Genomic DNA, 23,452 nt, shown 5'->3' with positions numbered 1-23,452 from the left:
TCGAGGAGCGCGGAGCTGTGGTGATCGTCGGGCGGTCATCCGCGTCCTGCCTACCTCAAGGGCGTCAGGGAGGAATGGCTTCCCGGGCCCCGACGGGGCCGGCGGTCACCATTTCGCCGGGGTAGCCGCGAACGACGATCGGGGCGATGATCGGCTGACCCGAATGGGTGACTTTGTGCCCTGTGCAGTAGCGACCTCCGCGCGGAATTCTTGGGTGGGTAGCGGAGCACCGTGTTCCCGATGGTCATGAGGGCCGGTGGCCCGCCCGTCCACGCGTCGATCTGAAAGATGCCGTCCCGACGATGAGCAGTATCCGACTACCGCACTTGCGGCGCCGCCCGACGGCCGACACGACCGCCGGGCGACCGACACCGGCATCGGGAGTGACGGTCGCCATCACGGTGTGCGCTGCGGCGGGCGCGGGGGTTGCGGCAGGGGTGGGGACCGGATCGACCGCGGTGGCGGCCATCGCCGCTGTGCTCATGCTGGGCTGCGTCTCGCTGGCCGCAGTGCTGATGTGACCCCGCTTCACCCACAGGCGGGCCGTGCCGTGAACCCGCCCCGATTGGAGGACCGCGATGAGCAACCAGCAGATGCACCGGCCCGACCAACTTCTGCCCCCGCTCCGATCGCTCAGTACCGAGGAAATTAAGAGCCGCATCGATGCCATGCTCGCTGCCAGTTCCGGGCGGAAACGTGTCTCCGGCACACCACGACGCTCGGCGCCGTGGAACGACAGGCGACGCCCTGATCCGGAAACCGCGGTGGGCTATCTCGAGCAGCTTCCCGCCCTCGTGTTATTGCAGCGGCTACCAGTGCCCACCCTCGCCGCCGACAGCCATGGTGTGATCTTGCATGCGAATCCGGCGCTGGAGCGGATGCTGGGTTACGTCGAGGGCGACCTTCGGGGTAGTTGTGTGGCGGCGTTCGTCGACCCGCGGTCGTCGCCGAACGGTGCCGAGGCGGTGGCCCGACTGCACGATTTCGCCGGGAAGGTGATCGAACTCGGGCACCAGGACGGTTTCGTCGTTCGTGCCCTGGTGAGCAGGTCGATACTGCTCCGGCACGACGATCCGATCACGCTCGTGTGCTTCGAGGACGTCACCGAACAACTGTGGGACGGTGGCCGGGCCCCGAATTCGATTGATGTTCGCGCCGCGCCACGACGTCGCCTCCGGGTCAGCCCAATTGGCCATCCGGAGGCGGTTCCAGACCTTCCATTGCCCGAGAACGTCACGGCCGGCGCCGCCGGCGGCTCTTCGGTAGGCGGGGTCGGCGACGATGGCCCGGTGGATTGCCGGGCCCCTCCACACCATGGGGGTCAGTGGCTGGGAAGGACTTTCGGGGCGCAGATCGCTTCGACGAACGAACCGACGGAGTGTTCGGGAAGATGGCGGGCGATGTCGGCTTCGCTGATCATGCCGACCAGACGATGATCGTCGAGAACGGGCAGGCGGCGAATCTGGTGCTCCTCCATCACGGTGATGACCTCTTCGACGCTCGCTCCGGCATCGACGTGGTAGGGGCTGCCCTGCGCGAGATCTCCGGCCGTCATCGTGGTCGGGTCCTGCCCGGCGGCCACGCATTTGAGGACGATGTCGCGGTCGGTGATGATGCCGTGGAGGCGGTCGTCGTCCCCACAGATCGGCAGGGCCCCGACATCCAACTCCCGCATGCGTTGTGCGGCGGTGGTGAGGGTGTCGTGTTCGCCGATGCAGGTTGCCCCGGTGTGCATGATGTCACTTGCTGTGGTCATGATTGGTGATCTCCAAAGCAGTTGTTCGGTTATGGGATTCCGGTGGTGGCGTCTGACGCGGTCAACGGTGCCCGGTTCCGGGTCCGGTTACCGCAGACGCCAGCAGGTAGGTGCCCAGCACGAGGGCGGCCAGCACGGCGAGTGCGAAGGCGATGGTGCTCCAGGCGCCGATCGCCGCCAGTGCGAGCCACACGGCGGCGATGACCGGGATGATCGTCTTGGGCATGCTGTCCTCGATCGGGAGGGAGTCTCGCGTGGGCGGGGGTGCCCGGTGTTCCGCGGTGGGCCGCAGCGTCCCGGTCTGTCGCCGGGGCGCTGATCCTCATCACGTTCGAACCCGGGCACATCTGCGCCGGTCAGTCGGTTTTGCCGCCGCTGGGGGTGGTCTTGATTTCGACGTGCTTCTCCGGTGTCGGGGATTCGGTGACCGGCATCGTCACAGTCAGGATGCCGTCGGTGTAGGTGGCGTCGATGTCGTCTTCCTTCGCACCGGCCGGCAGCGGCATGGACCGGTAGAAGCTGCCGTAGTGGAACTCCGAGCGGGTGCCTTCCTTCTGTTGTTCGGTGCGCTCGGCCTTGATCGTCAGCTGTCCGTCGCGGATGCTGATGTCGACGTCTTTTTCCGGGTCGATCCCGGGGAGTTCGGCGCGCAGGGTGTAGCGGCCTTTGTCGAGGTGTTCCTCGACGCGGATCATGTGGCCTTCGAGGGAGGTCCACGGGGGCATCGCCTCGAACCTGGCCATCAGATCGGACCAGTCCGGAAGTGACGGCCACGCCGGGAGCAATGCCTGGGACGGGCGGCGGGGCGACAGAATACTCATAGCTGACTCCAGAAATGAGAGGTGATTACCTACCTCTCCGAGTCCACTCCTCATCAGGTAAGGGCAGTAGGGCCAACAGTCCCCAGTTCGAGGACTCCCGTCACCGGCAGCACCTGTCATACCGCGAACCCCGGATCACGCCGTCATGAACGGTCCACCCGAAAACGGAATGCGCAGAATCGAATCGACGCCAGTCCGCGCGGATTCGGGTCCTATTGTTGCGTGCTGCGGCGCCGGGGTTTCAGCGTTGACGGGAGATAGGTGGTGAACCACTCGCGGGCCAGCACTGCAGCCTGTTCGAGGGTGCCGGGTTCCTCGAACAGGTGCGTGGCGCCGGGGACGATCTCGATCCGGCTCTCGGCGGGGATCGCGGCCTGCGCGCGGCGGTTGAACTCGAGGACGACATCGTCGCGGGAACCGACGATCAACAGGGTGGGGGTGCGGATTTCGGTCAGATTCGCACCAGCGAGATCAGGGCGGCCCCCACGGGAGACGATCGCCCCGATATCGACGCGGGAGTCGGTGGCGGCACACAGCGCTGCCGCGGCGCCGGTGCTGGCCCCGAAATATCCGACCGGCAGATCGGCGGTCTCGGGGTGCGTCTTCAGCCACAGGGTGGCCACGACGAGCCGTTCCGCAAGGAGGTCGATGTCGAATACCAGGGCACGGTCGCCGTCTTCGGCGGCGGTCAGGAGGTCGAACAGCAGGGTCGCAAGTCCGGCCCGGTGCAGGATCTCGGCGACGTAGCGGTTGCGCGGACTGTGTCGGCTGCTGCCGCTGCCATGGGCGAACACGACTATCCCGATGGGGTTCTGCGGGATGGTGAGATGCCCCAGGCAACGGACCCGGCCCGCCGTGACCTCCACGTCATCGTCACGGATCGGTGAATCGTCGCCGATGTGCGGTGCCGTTGCGGCGGGTTCGCGAAAGCCCCTGCGTGCACGATGCAATAGTGCGGCCACCTCTTCGTCAGTGGTCTGGGAAAAGACGTAGTAGCCCTGACCTACCGCAGAGAGTCCTCTCGGGGTGTGCATGCACACGACCTCATCGGCGTCCCCGGCGAGGTCGTCGATTTCGCGTGGTGACCCGATCGGGACCGCGACCACCACCCGCGCGGCGCCCTGCGCGCGGGCGACCTGGCACGCGGCCCGGGCGGTCGCGCCGGTCGCCACACCGTCGTCGACGATCAACGCGATCCGTCCCCTGAGCGGAATCCGGTCGAACGTGCCTCGCACTCGTTGCACGCGGTGGTCAAGCTCCGCCAATTGGGCGCGTTCGACGGCGGCGATGTCGGTGACAGTCAGTCCGACCCGCGAGACGACATCGGGATTGATCACCCGTATGCCGCCTTCGCCGATGGCGCCGAAGGCCAGTTCGGGTTGGTACGGCACACCGAGCTTGCGGACCGTGATCACGTCGAGAGGGGCGTGGAGCGCCTTGGCGACTTCGAATGCGACCGGCACTCCGCCTCTGGGTAGCCCCAGCACCACGACGTCCCGTCCTCGGAACGCGTGCAGGCGTCTGGCCAGCCGTCTTCCGGCATCAGCGCGATCGACGAATCCCATCAGAACCTCCTCGGGCCGGAACAATCTCCGGCCTGTTCCGAACCTACGTCGGTCCGGCGCGGGCATTCCAGGGCCATTGGTCGCCAACTCGGGACATTTGCCCCGATGGTTCCGGCGCACTCGGGCGGCACACCGCCCAAGTGAAAACTGCTGTCCGTCAGTCCGTTCCTGTCTTGCATCCGAGCGGGTGCGGGCCGGAAATGTCCGTCACGGCGAGCGCGGCGGTGACGCCCCCGACCAGTGCGAGCCACTGGGCGGCCCCCGGCGTGCCGGAGCCGCTCCGAAACCCGACATACCCGTCCGGGCGGACGATCACGATCCCGGTTGCCGGCCCGCTGCGAATCCGGTGGACCCGTAGCCGCCCGTCGGGAGTAAGCGGCACTCCCCAATGCATGTCCCGATGCACGAGCTACCGCCGGCGACGCGCTCGGGTCGTGCAGACGTTGCTGTGCGCCGTCGACGGTCATCTCCTCGTCGGGGATCCGCTCACCGGCCGGGGCGGCGACGTCGGGACCGCTGGACCCCTCGACCGACAGTGTGCCGTTCCCATAGTGCCGGCCGAGCAGGGCGAGCACCCGCTCTGCGTGCGCTGCGAGCCGACGCCGCCGCCGCAGCAACAGCAGCGGGACCAGCGGCGCCCTGCGGACGAGAAGGCACGGCGTAGCAGCGGGGCACCGGACCGCGGCCGGCCTCGGCCCAGAACGAATCAACTTCGGTGAAAGCCTCAACTAGTGACTGTCGACCCTACTGTCATGCCTGCCAGTCGCCTTCGATATAGACGTACCACTTCCTCGACGTCGGAGCCGTCATGTCTGCCGCGATCATTCTCGCCGTGGTTGTCTCGCTCGGACTTCTCGCTGCCCTCTCGATACGTGTTGTGAACCCGTACGAGCGCGGTGTTCATTTCCGCCTCGGCAAGATCATCGGGGTGCGCGAGCCCGGTTTGACGCTGATAGTCCCGATCGTCGATCGACTCACCACGGTGTCCATGCGGATCGTGACGATGCCGGTCCAGTCTCGAGGAATCATCACCCGCGACAACCTCAGCGTCGATATTGCAGCGGTCGCCTATTTCCGCATCGTCGACGCGAGAAAATCGGTGGGCGTGATCGAGAATGTCGGCAGCGCCATCAATCAGTTGGCCCACACCATCCTCCGCAACGTCGTCGGACAGCATTCTCTCGAGGTGGCCCTCTCCCACCCCGCTGCCATCAATGGGAGCATTCGGCGGATACTCGACACGACCACCCTCGAGTGGGGTGTCGAGGCCTCCCTGGTGGAACTCAAAGATATTCAGCGTCCCGACAGCATGATGCGGGCGATTGCCCGGGAGACAGACGCAGAGGCAGGGGCAGGGGCGGAGCGGGAGAAGCGAGCCAAGGTCATTGCGGCAGAGGGGGAAGCGGAGGCTGCCGCCGCGCTGGGCAATGCCTCCGTCACAATGATCGCCCACCCACCCGCACTGCAGCAACGCAACGTGCAGGCACTCGCCGAGCTGGGCATCGAGAAGAACACCACAGTCGTCTTCCCCGCCCCGTTGACGAGTGCTCTCGGTGAGCTCGGGTCTTTTCCCGCCCGCGAAAGCGCAGCCGCAGCCTCGGCGCGGCCGCCGGCACCGAACCCTGAATCCCGCGGAAGGACGACGCCCACACCCCCTCGCCCATGCCGGCATGAGTTCGCTCCAACCCGATCACGGAGAACGGACTAGTGCAGCGTCGCCTCCGGTCATCGTCACATCGTCGTCGGAATCGACGGTTCCCGCGGTGCGCTGAACGCCGCCGCGTGGGCAACGGAAGTCGCCGCCCTTCATCGTGTTCCACTGCGACTGCTTCACGTACACGATCCCTCCGAAGGCGAGCGACAAGACGAGCCGCACCACGGGGAGCACGAACGCCGGCGGGCACAGGACGCGCGCATGCACCTTGCCGAGGCCGCAGACGTCGCCCGCCGCATTGCCGCCTCGGCACCCACTCGACCCGGGACCACCGAAATCAGAGTGGAGATGCGGGCGGGTACGTCCTTCACCACACTCCTCGAGGCCGCAGATGCGGCCGACCTGCTGGTGCTCGGCGCCAGGAACGGCTCGTCTTCCGCCGACTCATCGCTCGTGACGACCGCGGCGCTGATCGCACGCTCAGCCCGTCCAGTTGCGGTGGTCCGGCCCGGGTTTCGCCGGACGGAGGGCCGGTCGTGACAGGTGTTCGATCAGGCCACGAACCGGAGGTCCTCCGCTACGCATTTCGGCACGCACACCGGCGCGGGACCTCGCTGCGTGCTGTGCATTCCATCGCGGTCGGACCGCATTCGTCACCCCCGGAGACGGAGCCCGCCGCGAGTTCGGAAGAGGCGCGCGATCTTCTCGAGGCATGGTTGGAGCCGGAAAGAGCACGCTTCCCCGAGGTCGTGGTGGAATCGATCACCACCGAGGCACCGGCAGATGAAGTGTTGGTCCGCTACTCGTCGTCGGCGGAGTTGGTGATCGTCGGGCGCGGCGCCCCAGGTTCGCCGCGCGGAAATTTGGGCCGGACGGCCGCGGGCGTCCTCCTGCACGCGAGGTGTCCCGTCATCTTTGTCGGTCCGCACCGCCGCCTTCGGTACGCAGGCGAGTGACCGTGGCACCCCACGGCGGACCGGCGGGGAGGACCGTGATGAGTCCCCTCCTGAGGATCGGCCGCGCACTGGGGGCCTTCGGGTTCGTTGTCGTTGCAGGGACGCTCGGGTATGTCGTCCTGGGCTTCGGCTTTCTGGATGCGCTGTACCAAACCGTGACGACGATCAGCACGGTCGGGTTTCGTGAAGTTCACCCACTCGATGCGGTCGGTCAGTGGTTCACGATCCTGCTCATACTGGCGGGTGCCGGTACGGCGCTGTATACCTTCGGGGTCATCCTCGAGGCACTCATCGAAGGCCATCTACGTCAGCACATGGAGCGTCGGCGAATGGACAGACACATCAGCCGGATGACCGGGCACGTGATCATCTGTGGTTTCGGCCGGGTCGGACGCGCCGGTGTGCAGCACCTGACCTCCCTCGGGATGCCGGTCGTCGTCGTCGATCGGGATCCGGAGCGCCTCGCCGGCCTCGACGTCCCGGCAGTGGTCGGGGATGTCACCGACGACCTGGTTCTCGAAGCGGCGGGAATCGGCCGTGCCCACGCTCTGATCACGGCGCTCGACACCGACGCGGACAATGTCTACGTCACCCTCTCGAGCCGTGCATTGCGGCCGGATCTGGTCATCATTGCCCGCGCCCGCAACGACGGGTCGACGTCCAAGCTGATTCGGGCGGGAGCGAACCGCGTCGTCAACCCACAGCTGATCGGGGGGCGCCGGATGGGTGCCTTCGCGCTCCAGCCGCATGTCGCGGAGTTCTTGGACGTCGTGATGCACGACGAGGCACTGGACTACCGGATCGAAGAGGTCGAGGTGTCGGCTGGTTCGCCGCTGGCGGGGCGGACGCTGGCGGAAGCGGCCCTCGCGGCGTCTACCGGCTCGCTGTTGATGGCGTTGCGGTCACCGACGGGGCAGTTCGTCGCCAATCCTCCGCCGGAGCGACGTCTGAACCCGGGCACCATTCTCATTGCGCTGGGAACTGCGCCGCAGCTCGATGCGCTTCGCCGCGAGGTCAAGCAGAGTGAGGGAGTCGACTCGCCCTGAACGATTCTCGCGCCGTCGCCGTGCCTATTCCGGGGTGCGGCGAGCCCACCGGAAATATGCGATCGGTCCGATGAAGTTCACGGCGATCACGGCGGCCCATGTCGTTTTGCTCCCTGTGATCTCACGTGGATCACGCTTTGCGAGATCCGCCCAGGCGGCCACGGCCAGCCCCAGTTGCACCGCTGCCGCCACGACCAGCGCGGCGCGCTGCAGTGTTGTCAGACTCGACCACGTCACCCGCCTCTTCCATGGACTCATCGATGCTCTTCCGATCTCACCTCACCGGCCCGGCACCGCGAGAGTAGTGCCTCCTCGGCGCCGACCACTGGATCTAGGTCCGTCTTTTCGTGTCCCGGGTCGATTCGGCGGCGATGGTGCCTGCCCACGCGCACACGTCCGACCAGTCCCGGGCGTCGCCGTAGTGCCCACCCATGAGCGTGAAGACGACTCGTCCGAATCCCGGCCAGTCGCCCGGGGCGATCGCCCCGGCGAAGAATCGGTGGTCGCGCACCTCGGCCGCATCCCGCAGCATCTGCACTGCTCGAGGCTCCGGTGTGATGCGACGCAGTAAGCGCGCCAGCCGTTTCGACAGGGTGGTGCTGGTGACGCCCACCGACGACACCGAGAACGCCCACACTCGCCTTCCCTCGAAGTGGGACCGTAGGCGCTCGACCGCGTCGGAGGCCTCGACGAGCCACTGCCCGTCGTGGATCGCGCTCCCGAGAACGATCACGTCGTAGGAGTGCACGTGTGACACGTCCGCGGCCGGCCGGACATCGACCGACTGGCCGAAACCTTCGATACACGACCCGAGTCGCTCCGCTATCCCGCGGGTCGAGCCCTTCGCGGTCGCGTACGCCACCAGTACCGTCATGTGCGGGGCCTTTCCGGAGAGGTGTCGGCACCGGAATCGTCTCCGCCCGGGTGCGGCCTGGGCTCATCTGGCTCGAATGGTCCCTGATCGAGGCGGTACGGTGGGTACTCGTCCCGCATCAGGGTCGCGTACGCCGCGACGCGGAACGCCCAGCGGTTGATTCCCATCACGAAGTCGAACAGACCGTGTGGGTACCGTCCGGTGAAGAGAAGCGCAATCGCCGAGAACGTCACCGCGAGACCGAGCAGAGAACCGAGGAGCCACGGCTGCCCGTAGTGCGCACCGTCGATGACGGTCACTCCGGCACGCCAGCTCCCGAACCACCCTCCCGCGAGTAGCGCCAGGATCAGGTAGTGCGGGAGCGCCAACAGCCACCACTTCACGAGGACCAGTCCGCGGGACAGCCGCACGGGGTAATCGACGTCGAAGTCCGCCGGATAGTCGGTACGTTTCAGGGTGAACGGTGGGTAGCGGTCGGTGGCCAGGGCCGAGTAGGTGTAGAACTGCACGCGCCACACCCACCGGAGAACGCCGACGTCGAAGTCGAAGAGGGCTCGCGGGTACCGCGCGGTGAACAGGATCGCGAATCCGGACACCAGGGTGGTGACGACGAACGCGATTCCGAGGAAGAAGAGCACGAAGTAGTGCGGGATCGCCAGGAGCCATTTCACCAGCCACAGCCATCGCGACAGCGGGGCGTCGAGTTCACCCACGAGGCGAGCGGGATAGACGGTCCACGTAATCTGTGGGTGGGTGGCGTCTCCGGCGATCGTGCCGTCGGCTGCGTCCTGTGCGACGGGATGCGGTTGTGGCGGGCCGTGCCGGCCCAGCCCGATTGCCCCGGCCACGATCAACAGGATTCCGATGATCAAGAGGACGACTGCGCCGATCAGGACGCTCAGAGCGAGTGGTCCGAGGAAAGTGAGGCGTGCTCCGGCCTGAATGTCGACGGACACCCCTGGGGCCGCGTCGGCATTCATGACGACAGCCGTCCAGGACCCCTGCTGCAGCCCCCAGCGCACTTCCTGCGTGCCGGGCCCCGATGAGGACACCGACCAAAACGAATGTGCCCCTGGTGCTTCCGCGGGTCGGGTTCCGGGAAACTGCCGATAGGTCGGACGGAACGGATCGAACTGCACGTCCGTCACCTCGGTGCGAGCAACGTCGGTGAAGTACTTGTCGACCTCGTCACGAGGACCGATCCCGATGAAGATCTCTTGGTCGGGATCGGTCCCGGTGGCGCGCAGCAGTACCCGGCCGAGGTCATCGGTACTGAATCCTTCGGGCAGGTCCGCACCGGCGAAGAGGTCGATCTTCTCCGACACGAGCGCGCTCGCACTCGTCTCGTAACGCTCGCTCGGGGAGGTGAAATGCCCACCGTCGCGTTGCATGAAGTAGGCCCACCCGAGAAACACCGCGGCGGTGAGCAGTGCAAACCCGGCCAGGGCGCTCAGGCAGCCCAAGACGAGAACAGCTACTCTGCCGGTTCGCACAGGCACTTCCTCCCGATCCGGTGTCCCCGAAGACTCAGTGTGAGTCCTGGCTTCGGGTGCGCGTCAGGGTCGTTGGTCACTACCTCGAGCACGTCTGTGCTGATCAGTCCCGGTGCAGTGACGCCTCGAGCGACCGCAGCGTCTCCGCCATTCCCCGGGCAACCACGTCGACCTCGGGACATACGGCACGGTCACCGACGACCGCTATCGTGAACTGCCCCGCATACGAGAACGCGCCGACGCCCACCCCGATATTTCCCATCAGCGCCACCACCGGGATGACCTCGCGCACGGCCGCCCCGCAGAGGTGGAGCCGGACGGGCGGGCCGGGCACATCGGCGACATACGTGTTCATCATCCGTTGCCGAGCCAGCATCGTCAGCGCACACCACCGGACGATCCGGCCGCTGATCACCGCTCCGTGGCGCGGGCGAACACCCCGCTTGCGGATGCGGGTGTCGGCGGAAATCGACGCAAGCCTGCGGACGGGATCGTCTCCCCCGAGCGGGAGCCGCACGATCATCTGGCCGAGCAGATTCTCGCGCACCGGCCCCGGCTGTTCCTGATGCAGCGACACGGGCACGACCGCACGCAACTCGAGGTTGCCGATCGGCTCCCCTCGGCTGCGCAGTAGCTCACGCAGGCCACCGGCGAAGGCGGCGAGCAGCACATCGTTGACTGTGACGCCGTACCGGTCGGAGATCCTCCGCATTGTTTCGAGTTCGGTGTGTAACACGGCGAACTCACGTGCAGCACCGATCGGCCGGTTCAGAGTGCTGCGCGGCGCCCGTCCTCCGGCGGCCACATCCCGCATCGATGCCCATGCCGCGCGGGCACGGCGCACGATTGTCGCCGGATGCGCGCACGATGCACACACACGAATCGCCGCGACCCGGCGCTGCCGGAGGTGGTCGATGATCAGCTCGCGTGCCGTAGGCACCGGCGCCGGCTTCCACGGTACGACCCGAGGCACCGGACGGTCGGGAGCGGAATCAAACAATGCAGCGAGCATCGCGACCCCGGCCGGGCCGTCGGCGAGCACGTGGTGGACTCGGAGATAGACCGCGAGCCTGCCGGCCGACAGGCCGGGTAGGAACCACATCTCCCACATTGGCCGGGAACGGTCGAGCGGACGGCGACGCAACTCCTCGACCACCTCGAGAAGTTGCGCCTCGTCAACCCAATCGGTCGGCGGGAGCGCACCCACGTGGTCGCGAAGATCGAAGGCGGCAGCATCTACCCGCAGTGGGCGACCCAGACCCCACCGAGGCACGTACACCACTTGTCGCAGGCGCGGCACCAACGGCAACCGCGCCTCGAGCGCCGTGGACGCCCTCGAGCAGGAACCGGCCGCCCGGGTCGACGAGACCACCGGCATCGAGCAGGGCCACCAGACCGATGTCCTGCGGCCATCCGGCCTCGTCCGGCCACAAGGTCATCATGTCCTGCGCGGTCAACCGCTCCATGTTTCTCACCCAACCCGTGCCGGACCTCCCGGAAACGACTCCGGACCCGCCTGCCGTCCCACCCCCGCGAAGCAAGTCACCCGCCAGGCTCGACCAGGCTCGCCGGGACCTGCCGGATGGTGGAAATTCAGCATGAGCGGCGCGCCGCCAGCCTCATTCGCCCGGCGGCGCCCTGTTCGCGGATGCGTTGCCCACCAACAGGTTAATCGGTCAATGTCAGGGGGAGATGTTGCAGTTCTACTCCGAAGGCGAATGTCGCACGTTCGAGAAAGGAGTGCGCCAAGCGGTCGGGTCGACAACCGGAAACCGGCGGCCGGTCACCAGGGTGGGGACGAGCCTGATGAAGAGATTCTTCTTCCCTGCCTGCCACGGAAAGAGCGGCAGATCCACGGTGTCCATCAACTCATCGATCTCACGGATCCCCTCGGCACGCCCCTTGATTACCACGCTCCACGCTTCGCGTGACTGGGCCTCGTAGCCGTCGACTTCCAGTGCAACCGGGGCCTCGGACAGCGCAGCGGACACCTTGGTGCCCCTCCCGGACCTGAACACGATGGTTCCATGATCGACCGCGTAATTGAGGGGGAAGATGTCCGGGTGGTCGTCGACCCACACGGCGAGGCGGCCAATGCTCTCGGTACGGAGCAGCGCCCAGCATTCGTTGGCAGCGAGTTCCTTGACACTTGGGGTGTCGCTTCCCATCGCCTTCGCCTCCTGTCGTGGCATCAGACTGGTGCCGTCCATCATCCAGCGTGGCTGTCCGCCTACCGAGAATCATCGTCGCTGTCTCGGCTTTGCGCGACGTATCCGCCCTATCCACTGCCTGACAATCAGGGTTGCGGTGCCTACGCCATCGACCACTGGCGTCGGCGGTGAGTTTCCGCCAAGCGCAACGAGAATCTACGCGTACCTGCATTATACGGTCTCGCCGCCGATGCCATTCCGTGAAGCGGCGACCTGCGAGCAATCACGTGCCTTTCGGTATGGCCACCGCCAGATGCGTCAACCTCCCTAGCATTTCTTCAGCCGACCACACAACGCGTGCGGCCATTGCCCTGGCCGCGCCGTGTCGTGTCGTGTTCCAACGAACGGGACACCCGGGCTACCCAGATGTGCAAGCGTTGCACAGCCGGTCTGGGCGCAACTGTGTGCGATCTGCTGAAGCTTTGATCAGAGCCACTGTTCGCAGGATTCGCTGTTTCTTCCGAGCGCGAAGTCGGCAGCCAAACCCACTGCCGCTGTGGAGGATCACCACGCTCGTCACCATCACGGGCGGGCGTCGCCATCTGGATCACCGCCGGAGTTCGGTCGCGAGCTAATGATGGTCCCGGTCCGGCGACGCTCCCCATCGGGGTGATCGGTACGTTCGGCGGTGTCCTCGACCGCGGTGACCGTCTGCCGGTGCCCGCCGGGGGTGATGTGCGCTTCGGCCCGCATGCGCTCGATCATGTGCGGGTAGTGCAGTTCGAATGCCGGTCGCTCGGATCGGATGCGGGGCAGCTCGGTGAAGTTGTGTCGCGGCGGCGGGCAGGTGGTGGCCCACTCCAGGGAGTTCCCGTATCCCCAGGGGTCGTCCGCGGTGACGACCTCCCCGTATCGGTAGCTCTTGAACACATTCCACCGGAACGGGATCGTGGAGGCGCCGAGGACGAACGCGAAGATCGTGGAGATGGTGTTGTAGGTGGTGAATCCGTCGGTGGGTAGGTAGTCAGCGTAGCGGCGGGGCATGCCCGAGTTCCCGAGCCAGTGCTGGATGAGGAAGGTGCCGTGGAAGCCGATGAACGTGGTCCAGAAGTGCCATTTGCCGAGTCGCTCGTCGAGGAACCGGCCGGTCATCTTCGGGAACCAGAAGTAGATGCCGGCGTAGGTGGCGAAGACGATGGTGCCGAACAGCACGTAGTGGAAGTGCGCAACCACAAAGTATGTGTCGTGGACGTGGAAGTCCAAGGGCGGGCTCGCCAGCAGGACTCCGGTCAACCCTCCGAACAGGAACGTCACGATGAAGCCGATCGCGAACAGCATCGGAGTCTCGAACGTCAATTGTCCCTTCCACATGGTGCCGATCCAGTTGAAGAATTTCACCCCGGTCGGCACCGCGATCAGGAAGGTCATGAACGAGAAGTACGGCAACAGGACCGCGCCGGTAGCGAACATGTGATGCGCCCAGACCGCCATCGACAATCCGCCGATCGCGATGGTGGCGAAGACCAGCCCGCTGTAGCCGAAGATCGGCTTGCGGCTGAAGACGGGGAAGATCTCCGTCACGATCCCGAAGAACGGTAGCGCGATGACGTAGACCTCGGGGTGGCCGAAGAACCAGAACAGGTGCTGCCAGAGGATCACGCCACCGGTGGCCGGGTCGAACAGGTGGGCCCCGAGGTGCCGGTCGACGAACACCCCGAGCAGGGCGGCGGTCAGCAGCGGGAAGATCAGCAGGATCAGGATGCTGGTGATGAAGATGTTCCACGTGAAGATCGGCATCCGGAACATGACCATGCCGGGGCACCGGAGACAGATCACGGTGGTGATCATGTTGACCGCCCCCAGAATGGTGCCGAGACCACCGAGCGCCAGGCCCATGATTCACAGATCCGTGCCCAACCCGGGCGAGTGCACCATGCCGGTCAGCGGCGAGTAGGCGGTCCACCCGAAGTCTGCCGCACCCCCGGGGGTGATGAACCCGGCCAGCGCGATGGTTCCTCCGAACAGGAACGCCCAGTACGAGAAGGCGTTGAGGCGGGGGAACGCCACATCGGGGCACCGATCTACAGCGGCAGGATGTAGTTGGCGAATCCGAATACCACGGGCGTCGCGTACAGCAGCAACATGATCGTGCCGTGCATCGTGAACAGCTGGTTGTACTGCTCGTTGGACAGGAACTGCAACCCGGGTACGGCCAGCTCGGCGCGGATCAGCATCGCCATCAGACCACCGGCCATGAAGAATGCGAAGGTGGTGACCAGATACATCTCGCCGAGGGTCTTCGGGTCTGTCGTGGTGAGCAGCCGGTAGAGGGTGGCTCCCTTGCGGCGATACCGCGCAGGGTAGGGCCTCCGCGCGTGGAGCGGGCGCACACCTGTGGTCGTCATCGCGAACTCCCGATTCGACACCTGACACGACTCTCCCGGACAAGGGGGTAGACCCGCGGCACCGCGCGCACAGCGGGACGCGCAGATCGACACCGAACGCCCGTACCGTCGGGGGCAATGAGGAATGGGCTGGCCCAACGTGCTGACAATGACGGCATTCGGGTGCCATCATCAGACATGGGCTATGGCACGGATGAGGCAGCCGAGCAACCGATCACCGAGCTGACCTCGGAGGAGAGCTGGCAGTTGCTCGGCTCGGGCGCATTGGGGCGGCTGGCCTTGAGCGTGTCCGGGAGAGTCGACATCTTTCCCGTCAACTACGTCGTCCACGACGGCAAGGTGTACTTCAGGACCGCGGAGGGATCCAAGCTCGTCGAACTCACCATCCACCGGGACGTCGCCTTCGAGGTCGACGAGATAGCCGAGAAATCGGGGTGGAGCGTCATCGTCCACGGCACCGCGCGGCGGCTTCAGAAGCTCAGCGAGGTCGCCGCGGCCGACGAGTTGCCTTTGCGGTCATGGCTGGCCACCCCCAAGTTCAATTACGTCGAGATCACGCCCACCGAAATCACCGGCCGCCGCCTCGTCTTCAGCGACGGACCGGACCGCTGAACCCCGGAGCTGCCTCGGCTCTCCTCCGCACTGCCACCCCGAACGATCATCCTGCGGTGGCGACCGCGGTGCCACGGTACGCGGCTGCGAGCGCGATGAGCCAATGGGTCCGGCGCCAGGTACCTCTGCATGCGGCGGCGGGAAGTTGGTTTGAGATCGGGCCGCGCGATCCCTCGATACCCAGTCCGAGACCGATGAGCAGTGCGGCGGCGTGACCGCGGTTCGGTGATGTCTACGGCGTCCGGCAATCGGCGCAGCCTATCCGAGCAAGCGCGGCGCCGGGCCCCTGGTGGCGGTGCATGCCGTGGAGCGACTTCCACCCCGCCACCGTCTTCACGAGGGATCTTGACGCCCGCGATCTGGGCTGGCCCACGATCGCCGACGCGGGAAAGGCCGTTCTCTCCGAGCCTGGCAGGCTGGTGCGACACCCACCCCGGTGGGCCGTTCGACGGTCGTGGTCCGGGATCGACCGGTGCACCACCTCGTCGAGCAGTCACGGCACGCGCAATTGGTTGTCACCGACGGCCGGGGACGTGGCGGATTCGCCGCCCCGCTTGGCACCATAATCGGGCCGGGCGCCACCCTTTCGCAGTGCCCGGTCATGATCGCCCGAACCCGATGAACCGCCGCTGTCCTGTACTTTCGGGCAGCAGTTGTCTCGCTGCCGCCGAGACCGCGACCACCATCGAGAGCGCTGGCAGCGGACCAGTGCAGTCGACCGTCGAGCACTGGCTCCATCGTTTGCGCGGATCGCCGGGAGGCGCCTACACGCCAAGGAAAAGGATCCCGGTCGTTAGGAGCGCGAGGACCTTCACTGTTTCCAACCCGACATAGACATGATGCGCGCGTGAACGGGGGACATCTTCGCCGGCCAGGACCCGGTTGGACCGACGTGTCAGCCGGGGACGGACAACGGCTACTTGCACGACGAGCACCGTCACCGCGGTCATCGCGGCAGCTACCGCCCCGGCCCGTGGACCGCCAACGATGACTGTGACGACCAGTATTGCCGCCCACACGATCTCGATGCGGTTCAGGGCGCGGAAGACGAGGCGACCGATTCCTAGTCCAACCCGCACCGTCACTTCGGGTGCGCGGAATTTGAGCGGCGCCTCCAGGAACGAGATGGCCAACACCATTCCCAGCCATACGAAGGTCACAGCGATCGCGACGGCCTGCACGGTTGTCATCTGGGGTCCTTCCCGTTCTGCGCGCCGAGTCGGTGAGGGTGCTCACGAACGCGTTGGCGCGGTCATTTAGGGATGGTTCTCCGTAGCACCCCCGATTCAGACGGCGCCGGGGGTGGTACGCGGCGCGCGGCTTACGCCGGGGCGGCCGACCAGCTGTCCGGGCCGAAGACCTCGTAGTGGATGTTCTCAGCCGGCACCTGCTTCGCGAGTAGCGCCTCACGCATGCCGAGCATGAACGGCAGCGGACCGCACAGGTAGGCCCGGGTACCCGGTGCGATGGTGACCTCACCGAGATCGGCGCGGCCTTCCCGAAGGTGGCCTTCGGGGCGGCGGGCGCCGAGGTCTTCGTACCAACGGTGCATGACCGCGAACGGCAGACGTTCCACCAGTTCGGTCAACTCGGCACGGTGCGCGTGGTTGCTCGGCGAGCGGTCGGCATGCAGCACCGAGATCGGACGGGAGTCCTCGGTGTCGGCGAGGTGACTGAGCATCCCCATCATCGGCGTGCAGCCGATGCCGGCGGACACAAGGAGCAGCGGAGCGTCGTCGTCCTGGAGCACCAGGTCACCGAACGGCGTGGTCACGTTCAGCAGGTCACCTTCGAACACGTTGTGGAACAGGAAGTTCGACACCTCCCCAGCCGGTATGACTCCGTCCGGCAGGCTCTGGGCGTCGACGCGCTTGACGGTGATGCGCCAGTCGTCGCTCGACGGTGCAGAGGAGAGGCTGTACTGGCGGATCTGCCGCGCCCCGTCCGGGAGATGGACACCCACCGACAGATACTGCCCCGGAGCGAAGGAAGGCAGCGCCGCGCCGTCCGCCGAGGTGAGCACGAAGGAGACCGCGTCGGCCGACTCGTGGCGCCGGTCGCGCACGCGCACCTGGCGCCACACATCGCCCACCGCGACACCCGCAGCCTGATAGAGACCGGCTTCCATCGAGATCAGCGTCTCGGCCATCAGCCAATACACCTCGTCCCAGGCGGCAGCGACCTCGGCGGTGACGGCGTCACCGAGCACCTCGACGATGGCCGCGAACAGGTACGTGTGCACGATCGCGTACTGAGCGGGCTCGATTCCCAGCGAGGCGTGCTTGTTCGCGATCCTCGACAGGATGAGATCGACACGGGCCTGATCGGGCTCCAATTGAAGAGCAGCAAACGCGGCGATGGCGCCGGCGAGTGCCTTCTGCTGGCCGCCCTGCTTCTGGTTTCCGCGGTTGAACAGGTCACGTTCGAGTTCGGGGTGCGCAGCGAACATCTTGCGGTAGAACAGCGTCGTGATGTCTTCGATGGCAGCACCGACCGCGGGCAGGGTGGCGCGGATCATTTCGGTCGAGGCGGGCGAGAGCATGTCATTCTCCGATCATGGAAGAAATTTCGGGATCTGGGCCGACTCGCCAGGGCAGGGCGAGCAGAACGGTTCGGGTGGGAGACTGGGTGAGGTCTTCGATGGTGAGAGTGTCCAGTGACTCGAAGAAGGCTTCCTGGGCGCGGCGCAGCGCCGACCGCAGCAGGCAACCCGACCGCAGAGGGCACGGATTGGCGCCGTCGCAGTCGACCACTTCTGCCTCACCTTCGAGGCGACGCGCGAGCCATCCCACCGAGGCGGTGCGGCCGAGTTCGGTGATGGCCAGGCCACCTCCGCGTCCGCGTCGTGCATCGACGATGCCGAGCTCGGCGAGCCGGGTGATCACCTTCGCCGCGTGTGCGTACGACACCGACAATTCGTCGGCGATATTCCGGCTTCCGGGACGATCACCGTCCGCGGCAACGGCGAGCCGCATGACGACCCGCAGTCCGAGGTCGGTGAACCGGGTGAGCTGCATGACCTGACCGTACTTTAATTCTCATCCTTGATACCAATTATGTGACCGGTGTTACCCAGGCCGGTGTGCGAGCAGGTCGATACGGTCTTGCTCCTTGCGTGGCCGAGCCACGGCCCGCTTCGCGGGAACCGGCGTCAGGCGGGGCAACACGGGTCAGCGGCGGGTCTCTGTCCCACGACCGCCTGACCGGGCACCGGGGCCACCACCCGGACGGGTGCGGTCGTCAATGAGCGGCGTGGAAGGCGTGCTCCAGCGTTCAGTTCAGGACTATCGGGTGTGCACCGTGGCCGGGGCGACGACTGCCGGGTGGGCACCACGCGATGGAGGGCAAGAACGTGGGCACCTCCGCCCACGCAGGGGCCTGTGCCGAAATAAGCTGCGCAACAATTGAGTTGATGTCGAAAAGCCCTCACAGTAACAGCCCGAGATCAAGCGTTCGAGCACGAAAAACGCCACCCACCCATCCTGTGCTGGGGCACCAGGTTAGGGCGATCTGGTCGCGTTCCCGGAGCTGTCCGTGAGGTGGCCGGACCGGGAGGGGAGCCGCAGCAGCTCCCCTCCCCGTCGGGCCAGCGCGAGGTGGGCCGCCCGTAGTGGCGTCTGGTCAGCGTTTGGTGAGGATGTACCCGAGCGAGTCCGCCAACAGGTGCAGCAGATCACCCGCCGTGGGCAAAGCGGCCCGGTCCATCCGAGCCCGGATCGCGTTGCATTCGGTCTGGTCCTCGCACATGCACTCGCTGTTGCGGGCACCGTTCTCGAGGCCCGAGTCCAGCCCGTGCCCGTCCACCGTCACCGGGTCGAGCACCCACCGATCGGTGCCGCCCCAGTCGCGCATCAGGTAGACCCAGATCGATTCCTCGATGTAGTGGCTGCCGCGTTCGAGCGCGCGCTCTGCCTGCGACATGTACACCTGCGGGGTCGGAATGCTGTCGTTCATGCTGGTCGCGGTTGTCATCGCGGGGGTTCCTTCCTCGCTCATCGGATCACCCTCGGCCGGTAAAACGCGCCCGCCAGCAGGGCATCCTTCAGATCGTCAGGAAGCCCCACAGTCGCGCCTTCCCCGTCGTGGGAGGTGAACACCGCGACCCCGCAGAACGGCTGCCGGATCGCCCCGTGCGCCCGCGCAATTGTCGTCGCCGTGACGTTGATCTGTGCATCCGCCAGCGTCGCGCCCTCGTCGTCGACCAGATCCGGTCCAAGCCGCACCACGTCGAACCAGCGGCACCCGATCGCCGACCGGATCGCCGCACCCGTGCTCGCCGCTGCCGACAGGTCGATCACCTCCGCGCGCCCGTCCAGATCGATCCGCGCCGCCGTCATCATGTGCTTGCTCATGCCGCTCAGTCCTCCGTCACGTTCTGCACGGTGAAGTCGTCAACGGTGAAGTCCTCATGCTCGGAGAACCTGTGTCGCAACGCCTCCTCCACGTCGTACCTGTCGACCTTGTCCTCCGCGTTGGATTCACCCGAAGCGGAGATCGTCAGGGTCACCGGCAGCGTGATGGACACCGACACGTCCACCGTGAAGTCACGGTAGCGACCCTGCAGACCGTGCTCCTCCATGAACCGATCGAACTGACCGCACAGGCTGTTGTCGTCCGCCCACTCCCGAGCATCCGAGGCCAGCGATTCGATCCACTCCGTGTGCCCGGTCTGCGTCGTCGTCAACTGCTCCCGCAGCGCCCGCGTCTCCCGACGCTCCGCCAACACCTGCGCCAACGGTCCCGCTACCCGGTCCCACCACACCGGCACCGGACGCTGCAACGGCGCCACCACCACCTGATCCGAGCGCACCCGACCACACCACGGCGGCGCATCCGGCAACATCGGCACCAACGCCACCGACACCCACCGCTCCACCGCCGCATCAGCGGCACGCGCCGCCGACAACGCCGCCACCTCCGTACGGTCCGCGACCAACCACCCCGCCATCCAGCCCCCGCCCTCGCGGATTTCGACGAACACCCCATCCACCGGGAACACCCCACCAGCCGGGGCAACAGCACCCGCCCCGCTCGTCACGTTTCCGGCAACCGCAATGTCCACAGACATCACCACTCCAAACCCCCGGGCACAACCCGGGACTCGATGGGGCGGAGAGGCGGTCAACCCCTCCGCCCCACATCAACTGGGGAACACCGAAAACATAGCGCACACCACCGACACGTACAAGCCGAACAATGCTGCACAACAACAGAATTAGAGGCGGAACATGCCCACAAACCCACCCCGGAATCAAGCCTTACAAGGCACCAAAACGCCACCTCCACATCCCGTGCCGGGGCACGGGATGGGAACAACAGCCAGCCAAGAGAGTCGCGGGCATATCGTGACGCCGTGACCGCAATCAACGTTGCGCTCACGGCACCGCCCGCACTGCGAAAGTTGTCGGGGACGTCTGCCAGGATCTGGCGATGACATCAGCTCGGAGACCTGCCCCTGTTCGTAGACCGAATCGGGCGCACCAAGTACCCACACAGAATGGCCGCGCTCGGCCAGCAGCGGCCCAAGCTGTCCATCGTCCGGATCCGCACCCGCACCGAGGTCTGACGGTGGATCACCAGTCCACTCGCCGGTGCCGCCCCAGCCGTAGACGTTCCGTCGTCGTTCTCGTTGACACCATGATCGAAGCGGTAATCCCGGTATCATCGCGTGCCGTCGAGTGGACATGGCAGAACGGGGGATCTGGTGTCGGGTAAGCGTCGCGGTGACGGGCATGTCGACGATTCACGCTCCTGGTCGGTGACCAGGGCAGCAAGGGAGGCCGCGGACCTACGTGCCGAGGTCGTCGAGATCATCCCCAACAGCCGGCTACTGCTCGAAAGTACGATCCTGTCGTCAAAACAGCTCTACGAGAGCCGATTCAAAACATTCACTGCACAGGGTCACCCTGCCGCCGCCCACGCGGGCGCGCTCGAGTCGATTAACCTCTTCCAACTGGATCCGCAGGTGCTCAACAATGCGCAACCGGCGGACGCCAACGCCCAGATGCAACTCATGCGCGATCACACGACGATGCGTGCTGCGGACCTGTTCGTGGTCTCGCCCGTCATGCACGCCATGGCCATCGCGGCAGCGTCGACCCTCGACGACGAAGACCTGCGCCTATGGCGAGAGGAAGACCTCCCCTCCCACCACGGTTTCGTGCTGTTCCCCTCACCAGTGGTCTTCCAGCAGAGCACCGGGCTTCTCCCCGACGAGATCGCTGGGCTGTCCTGGCGCCTCGGCACCGTCTACATCGGCGGCGACAAAGGCCCGAGAACACAGCACCAGGCCGCGATGATCACAGCCTGGTACGACGGCGCCGGCGAGATCAAACGCCAGCACTACCTGCACGACGTCGCGATCGCCCGTCGGCGCGGGGAACGGTACCCGAGCATCGTCCCGTTCCATCACTGCTACGCCGCCCTTGCCACCACCGACACCACCCCCATGCCCACCTTCGAGCAAGTCGACGCCTCCGTCCCCTCCGCCGAAGTGATCGGGGAATACTCCGGTGACGCCGTCACCGGCCACATTCTCGGCGTGTGGATGCCCAAGTACCTGCTCGCGCTGACCCGGCTCCTCCAACAGCCCAAACAGGCCACAGAGCGGCCGTACCGCGAGGGAATCGACGCCCGCGCCCGGTGGCGACCCCACCACGACGTACGCGTCGTCCAAGCCCGCGCCGTCACGCCCGCCGACACACTCTCCGACGACCCCAACATCCCACGCAAGTACCGGCACCGCTGGACCGTCCGCATGCACAAGGTCAACCAGTACTACCCGAAAGAAGGCGTGCACCGCATCATCTGGCGCGGCCCCTACATCAAAGGCCCCACCGACGCCCCGATGCTCCAGGGCGAAAAGGTCAACGCGGTCACCGAATAGACCCGAGACGTCGGCCGCAACCGGCCGGAATGCTCCACCCGACTACCGATAGGAGCCCAGTGGGCACGAAGCTTTCGCGGCGGCAACGGTCGAGGCGACCGCCGGACAAGAGTGTGCGGCGACGCCCACCACCGGCCCACTCAACACCTCGACCACAGCACCCTCACACTTGATCCCGGGTGATCCGCAGATTGCGGACCTGTCCTCGCCGCACCGCCATAGAGCTGCGGTGAAGCTGTTCCAGCAGCACATCGGCGGGATTCACGGAACCATCGACGGGCTGGGCGTCGCGCACAAATACCGCCAGATCGTTCCGAGGTACGTCGAGCTTTGGAATGGGATCTACGACGGTCCTGAACTCGTCGCAGCGAGTCACGTAGCTCCGGACTGGGCATACATCACCGAATTTGGGAATCTTCCGCGACAAGATCGACCCGACTGCTGTGGGTCAGAAACTTCATGCTTCGGTGCCCGCTCATCCAGGAGATCGCGGTCGCTTCCAGTCACCGCGGCCGCGGACTTGGCCGAGCCCTGATCGAAGACGCTGGACGGACCGCCTTCAGCAAGGGCGCGAAATCTCTGCACGGGTTCGTGCCCGACGACGAGGGCCCAGGAACAATCGACTTCTATCGTGGCTGCGGATACACCGTCGGAGTTCGGAACGAACCAGTACCGACTGAGTACATCAACGGAATGCACATGGGCCACGATCCGCTCATCGCAGGAAACGGAAACTGGTTCTACAACATCTGGCCGAGACCTGACCAGTCAAGTTGCCGGAAGCAGCACCCGCGCTCGCCTATTCGGATGCATGTACGGCGGCCGCAACCCCATCGGCCCCACACCGCCGGTCGGCACTTCCCTGGCTCCGTCCAGGCACTCTGTCGGTGCGGTGCGTCCGAGACTGTTGTCGGGATACAGATGCGCGAACTCCCATCCGTCCGCCTCCGGAGCTTCGTCGACGGTCCAGGACAGCACATGGCCGTGGCCGGCTCCGCGCTTCTTCCCGATCGACACTATGGGCGCGAGCAGCTCCGCGACAGCCGCCGGGTCCCCGACCGCCCGCCACACCAGATGCCGACACACCGTGAGCGGCAACGGCATCACCCGCGAGCGGTAGCGGCCCTGCCGTTCGGACACCAACGCCGGCAACTTATCTGACATCTGGTCGAGTGCCTGCTGATCCGGGCGAGCGGACCAGTACTGCACATCCTCGCTTGTGTATGCCTGGTCA

General features: G+C 66.1%; 25 protein-coding genes and 4 pseudogenes. 9 read left to right on the top strand and 20 right to left on the bottom strand.

Annotated elements, in window-relative coordinates; genetic code table 11:
* Positions 1-302: 302 nt before the first annotated feature.
* Together PSR88_RS39670 and PSR88_RS39665 are read left to right on the top strand one after the other, a co-directional pair.
* Positions 303-521 (top strand): hypothetical protein, encoded by a 219-nt coding sequence (locus PSR88_RS39670; protein ID WP_157180107.1) that lies wholly within the window; start codon positions 303-305, stop codon positions 519-521.
* A gap of 243 nt (positions 522-764) precedes the next feature.
* A pseudogene (locus tag PSR88_RS39665) lies at positions 765-1,136 on the top strand (PAS domain S-box protein); the annotation flags it as partial.
* Positions 1,137-1,321: 185 nt separating this feature from the next.
* Here PSR88_RS39665 and PSR88_RS39660 read toward each other — a convergent pair.
* The 5 genes from PSR88_RS39660 to PSR88_RS39640 form a co-directional block, all read right to left on the bottom strand.
* Complete coding sequence (locus PSR88_RS39660) at positions 1,322-1,756, bottom strand: CBS domain-containing protein (protein ID WP_016881408.1); 435 nt, start codon at positions 1,754-1,756, stop codon at positions 1,322-1,324.
* Positions 1,757-1,817: 61 nt separating this feature from the next.
* Positions 1,818-1,982, bottom strand: a complete 165-nt coding sequence (locus tag PSR88_RS39655) for a hypothetical protein (protein WP_016881407.1) — start codon at positions 1,980-1,982, stop codon at positions 1,818-1,820.
* A 130-nt stretch (positions 1,983-2,112) separates the two neighbouring features.
* Positions 2,113-2,577, bottom strand: coding sequence for an Hsp20/alpha crystallin family protein (locus PSR88_RS39650; protein ID WP_016881406.1), 465 nt, complete (start codon positions 2,575-2,577; stop codon positions 2,113-2,115).
* A gap of 212 nt (positions 2,578-2,789) precedes the next feature.
* On the bottom strand, positions 2,790-4,142 hold the full coding sequence (locus PSR88_RS39645) for an alpha/beta family hydrolase (RefSeq protein WP_016881405.1): 1,353 nt from the start codon (positions 4,140-4,142) through the stop codon (positions 2,790-2,792).
* 157 nt (positions 4,143-4,299) lie between these two features.
* Positions 4,300-4,524 carry a hypothetical protein gene (locus PSR88_RS39640; RefSeq protein ID WP_237723972.1) on the bottom strand — a complete coding sequence of 75 codons (225 nt, stop codon included), beginning with the start codon at positions 4,522-4,524 and terminating at the stop codon, positions 4,300-4,302.
* A gap of 426 nt (positions 4,525-4,950) precedes the next feature.
* Between PSR88_RS39640 and PSR88_RS39635 the strand changes: the two genes are divergently transcribed.
* On the top strand, positions 4,951-5,850 hold the full coding sequence (locus PSR88_RS39635; protein ID WP_016881403.1) for an SPFH domain-containing protein: 900 nt from the start codon (positions 4,951-4,953) through the stop codon (positions 5,848-5,850).
* On the opposite strand, the gene PSR88_RS39630 is transcribed toward PSR88_RS39635, so the two are convergent.
* The gene (locus PSR88_RS39630) at positions 5,833-6,018 is read right to left on the bottom strand and encodes a hypothetical protein (RefSeq protein ID WP_237723977.1); all 186 of its coding nucleotides are present in this window, start codon (positions 6,016-6,018) and stop codon (positions 5,833-5,835) included. The genes PSR88_RS39635 and PSR88_RS39630 overlap by 18 nt on opposite strands.
* Here PSR88_RS39630 and PSR88_RS39625 point away from each other — a divergent pair.
* The 3 genes and pseudogenes from PSR88_RS39625 to PSR88_RS39615 all read left to right on the top strand — a co-directional run.
* Positions 5,932-6,336: pseudogene (locus tag PSR88_RS39625) on the top strand (universal stress protein); the annotation flags it as partial. The gene PSR88_RS39630 and the pseudogene PSR88_RS39625 sit on opposite strands and share 87 nt — an antisense overlap.
* Entirely contained in the window at positions 6,333-6,752 is a 420-nt protein-coding gene (locus PSR88_RS39620) for a universal stress protein (RefSeq protein ID WP_016881400.1), read from the top strand. The pseudogene PSR88_RS39625 and the gene PSR88_RS39620, both read left to right, overlap by 4 nt.
* A 38-nt stretch (positions 6,753-6,790) precedes the next feature.
* The gene (locus PSR88_RS39615) at positions 6,791-7,798 is read left to right on the top strand and encodes a potassium channel family protein (RefSeq protein ID WP_037196474.1); all 1,008 of its coding nucleotides are present in this window, start codon (positions 6,791-6,793) and stop codon (positions 7,796-7,798) included.
* A 24-nt stretch (positions 7,799-7,822) separates the two neighbouring features.
* Here the strand turns inward: PSR88_RS39615 and PSR88_RS39610 are convergent, their stop codons facing one another.
* The 6 genes and pseudogenes from PSR88_RS39610 to ctaD form a co-directional block, all read right to left on the bottom strand.
* Entirely contained in the window at positions 7,823-8,056 is a 234-nt protein-coding gene (locus PSR88_RS39610) for a PLDc N-terminal domain-containing protein (RefSeq protein WP_016881398.1), read from the bottom strand.
* Positions 8,057-8,129: 73 nt separating this feature from the next.
* Entirely contained in the window at positions 8,130-8,672 is a 543-nt protein-coding gene (locus PSR88_RS39605) for a flavodoxin domain-containing protein (RefSeq protein ID WP_016881397.1), read from the bottom strand.
* Positions 8,669-10,165 (bottom strand): DUF4389 domain-containing protein, encoded by a 1,497-nt coding sequence (locus tag PSR88_RS39600; protein ID WP_016881396.1) that lies wholly within the window; start codon positions 10,163-10,165, stop codon positions 8,669-8,671. Before PSR88_RS39600 ends, PSR88_RS39605 begins: the two co-directional genes overlap by 4 nt.
* 103 nt (positions 10,166-10,268) lie before the next feature.
* Positions 10,269-11,543, bottom strand: coding sequence for a wax ester/triacylglycerol synthase domain-containing protein (locus PSR88_RS39595; RefSeq protein WP_237723971.1), 1,275 nt, complete (start codon positions 11,541-11,543; stop codon positions 10,269-10,271).
* Positions 11,544-11,868: 325 nt separating this feature from the next.
* Complete coding sequence (locus PSR88_RS39590) at positions 11,869-12,378, bottom strand: pyridoxamine 5'-phosphate oxidase family protein (protein WP_016881394.1); 510 nt, start codon at positions 12,376-12,378, stop codon at positions 11,869-11,871.
* Positions 12,379-12,897: 519 nt separating this feature from the next.
* Positions 12,898-14,720: pseudogene (gene ctaD, locus PSR88_RS39585) on the bottom strand (cytochrome c oxidase subunit I).
* Between the two features lie 177 nt (positions 14,721-14,897).
* Between ctaD and PSR88_RS39580 the strand changes: the two are divergent.
* Positions 14,898-15,332 (top strand): pyridoxamine 5'-phosphate oxidase family protein, encoded by a 435-nt coding sequence (locus tag PSR88_RS39580; protein ID WP_016881393.1) that lies wholly within the window; start codon positions 14,898-14,900, stop codon positions 15,330-15,332.
* Positions 15,333-16,096: 764 nt separating this feature from the next.
* On the opposite strand, the gene PSR88_RS39575 is transcribed toward PSR88_RS39580, so the two are convergent.
* From PSR88_RS39575 to PSR88_RS39550, 6 genes are all read right to left on the bottom strand, one after another.
* Positions 16,097-16,522: a hypothetical protein gene (locus tag PSR88_RS39575; RefSeq protein ID WP_016881392.1), complete on the bottom strand. Its 426-nt coding sequence runs from the start codon at positions 16,520-16,522 to the stop codon at positions 16,097-16,099.
* A 131-nt stretch (positions 16,523-16,653) separates the two neighbouring features.
* Positions 16,654-17,874, bottom strand: coding sequence for a globin domain-containing protein (locus tag PSR88_RS39570; protein WP_016881391.1), 1,221 nt, complete (start codon positions 17,872-17,874; stop codon positions 16,654-16,656).
* Position 17,875: 1 nt separating this feature from the next.
* Complete coding sequence (locus PSR88_RS39565; protein ID WP_016881390.1) at positions 17,876-18,349, bottom strand: RrF2 family transcriptional regulator; 474 nt, start codon at positions 18,347-18,349, stop codon at positions 17,876-17,878.
* A 604-nt stretch (positions 18,350-18,953) separates the two neighbouring features.
* Complete coding sequence (locus tag PSR88_RS39560; protein ID WP_016881389.1) at positions 18,954-19,304, bottom strand: hypothetical protein; 351 nt, start codon at positions 19,302-19,304, stop codon at positions 18,954-18,956.
* A 20-nt stretch (positions 19,305-19,324) separates the two neighbouring features.
* Positions 19,325-19,684: a DUF3846 domain-containing protein gene (locus tag PSR88_RS39555; protein WP_016881388.1), complete on the bottom strand. Its 360-nt coding sequence runs from the start codon at positions 19,682-19,684 to the stop codon at positions 19,325-19,327.
* Positions 19,685-19,689: 5 nt separating this feature from the next.
* Positions 19,690-20,400, bottom strand: coding sequence for a hypothetical protein (locus tag PSR88_RS39550; RefSeq protein ID WP_037196485.1), 711 nt, complete (start codon positions 20,398-20,400; stop codon positions 19,690-19,692).
* A gap of 690 nt (positions 20,401-21,090) precedes the next feature.
* Between PSR88_RS39550 and PSR88_RS39545 the strand changes: the two genes are divergently transcribed.
* The gene (locus tag PSR88_RS39545) at positions 21,091-22,218 is read left to right on the top strand and encodes a hypothetical protein (protein ID WP_016881385.1); all 1,128 of its coding nucleotides are present in this window, start codon (positions 21,091-21,093) and stop codon (positions 22,216-22,218) included.
* A gap of 163 nt (positions 22,219-22,381) precedes the next feature.
* Here the strand turns inward: PSR88_RS39545 and PSR88_RS39540 are convergent, their stop codons facing one another.
* Complete coding sequence (locus PSR88_RS39540; protein WP_237723968.1) at positions 22,382-22,594, bottom strand: hypothetical protein; 213 nt, start codon at positions 22,592-22,594, stop codon at positions 22,382-22,384.
* Positions 22,595-22,677: 83 nt separating this feature from the next.
* Here PSR88_RS39540 and PSR88_RS39535 point away from each other — a divergent pair.
* A pseudogene (locus PSR88_RS39535) lies at positions 22,678-22,854 on the top strand (GNAT family N-acetyltransferase); the annotation flags it as partial.
* A 132-nt stretch (positions 22,855-22,986) separates the two neighbouring features.
* Here the strand turns inward: PSR88_RS39535 and PSR88_RS39530 are convergent.
* Positions 22,987-23,382 (bottom strand): hypothetical protein, encoded by a 396-nt coding sequence (locus PSR88_RS39530; RefSeq protein ID WP_237723966.1) that lies wholly within the window; start codon positions 23,380-23,382, stop codon positions 22,987-22,989.
* Between the last annotated feature and the right edge of the window lie 70 nt (positions 23,383-23,452).

It is taken from the genome of Rhodococcus sp. DK176, from assembly GCF_038447315.2.
In the GTDB taxonomy this organism is placed as follows: domain Bacteria; phylum Actinomycetota; class Actinomycetes; order Mycobacteriales; family Mycobacteriaceae; genus Rhodococcus_F; species Rhodococcus_F jostii_A.
Note: the sequence above shows the minus strand (reverse complement) of the source record. Positions and strands in the feature narration are given on the sequence as shown.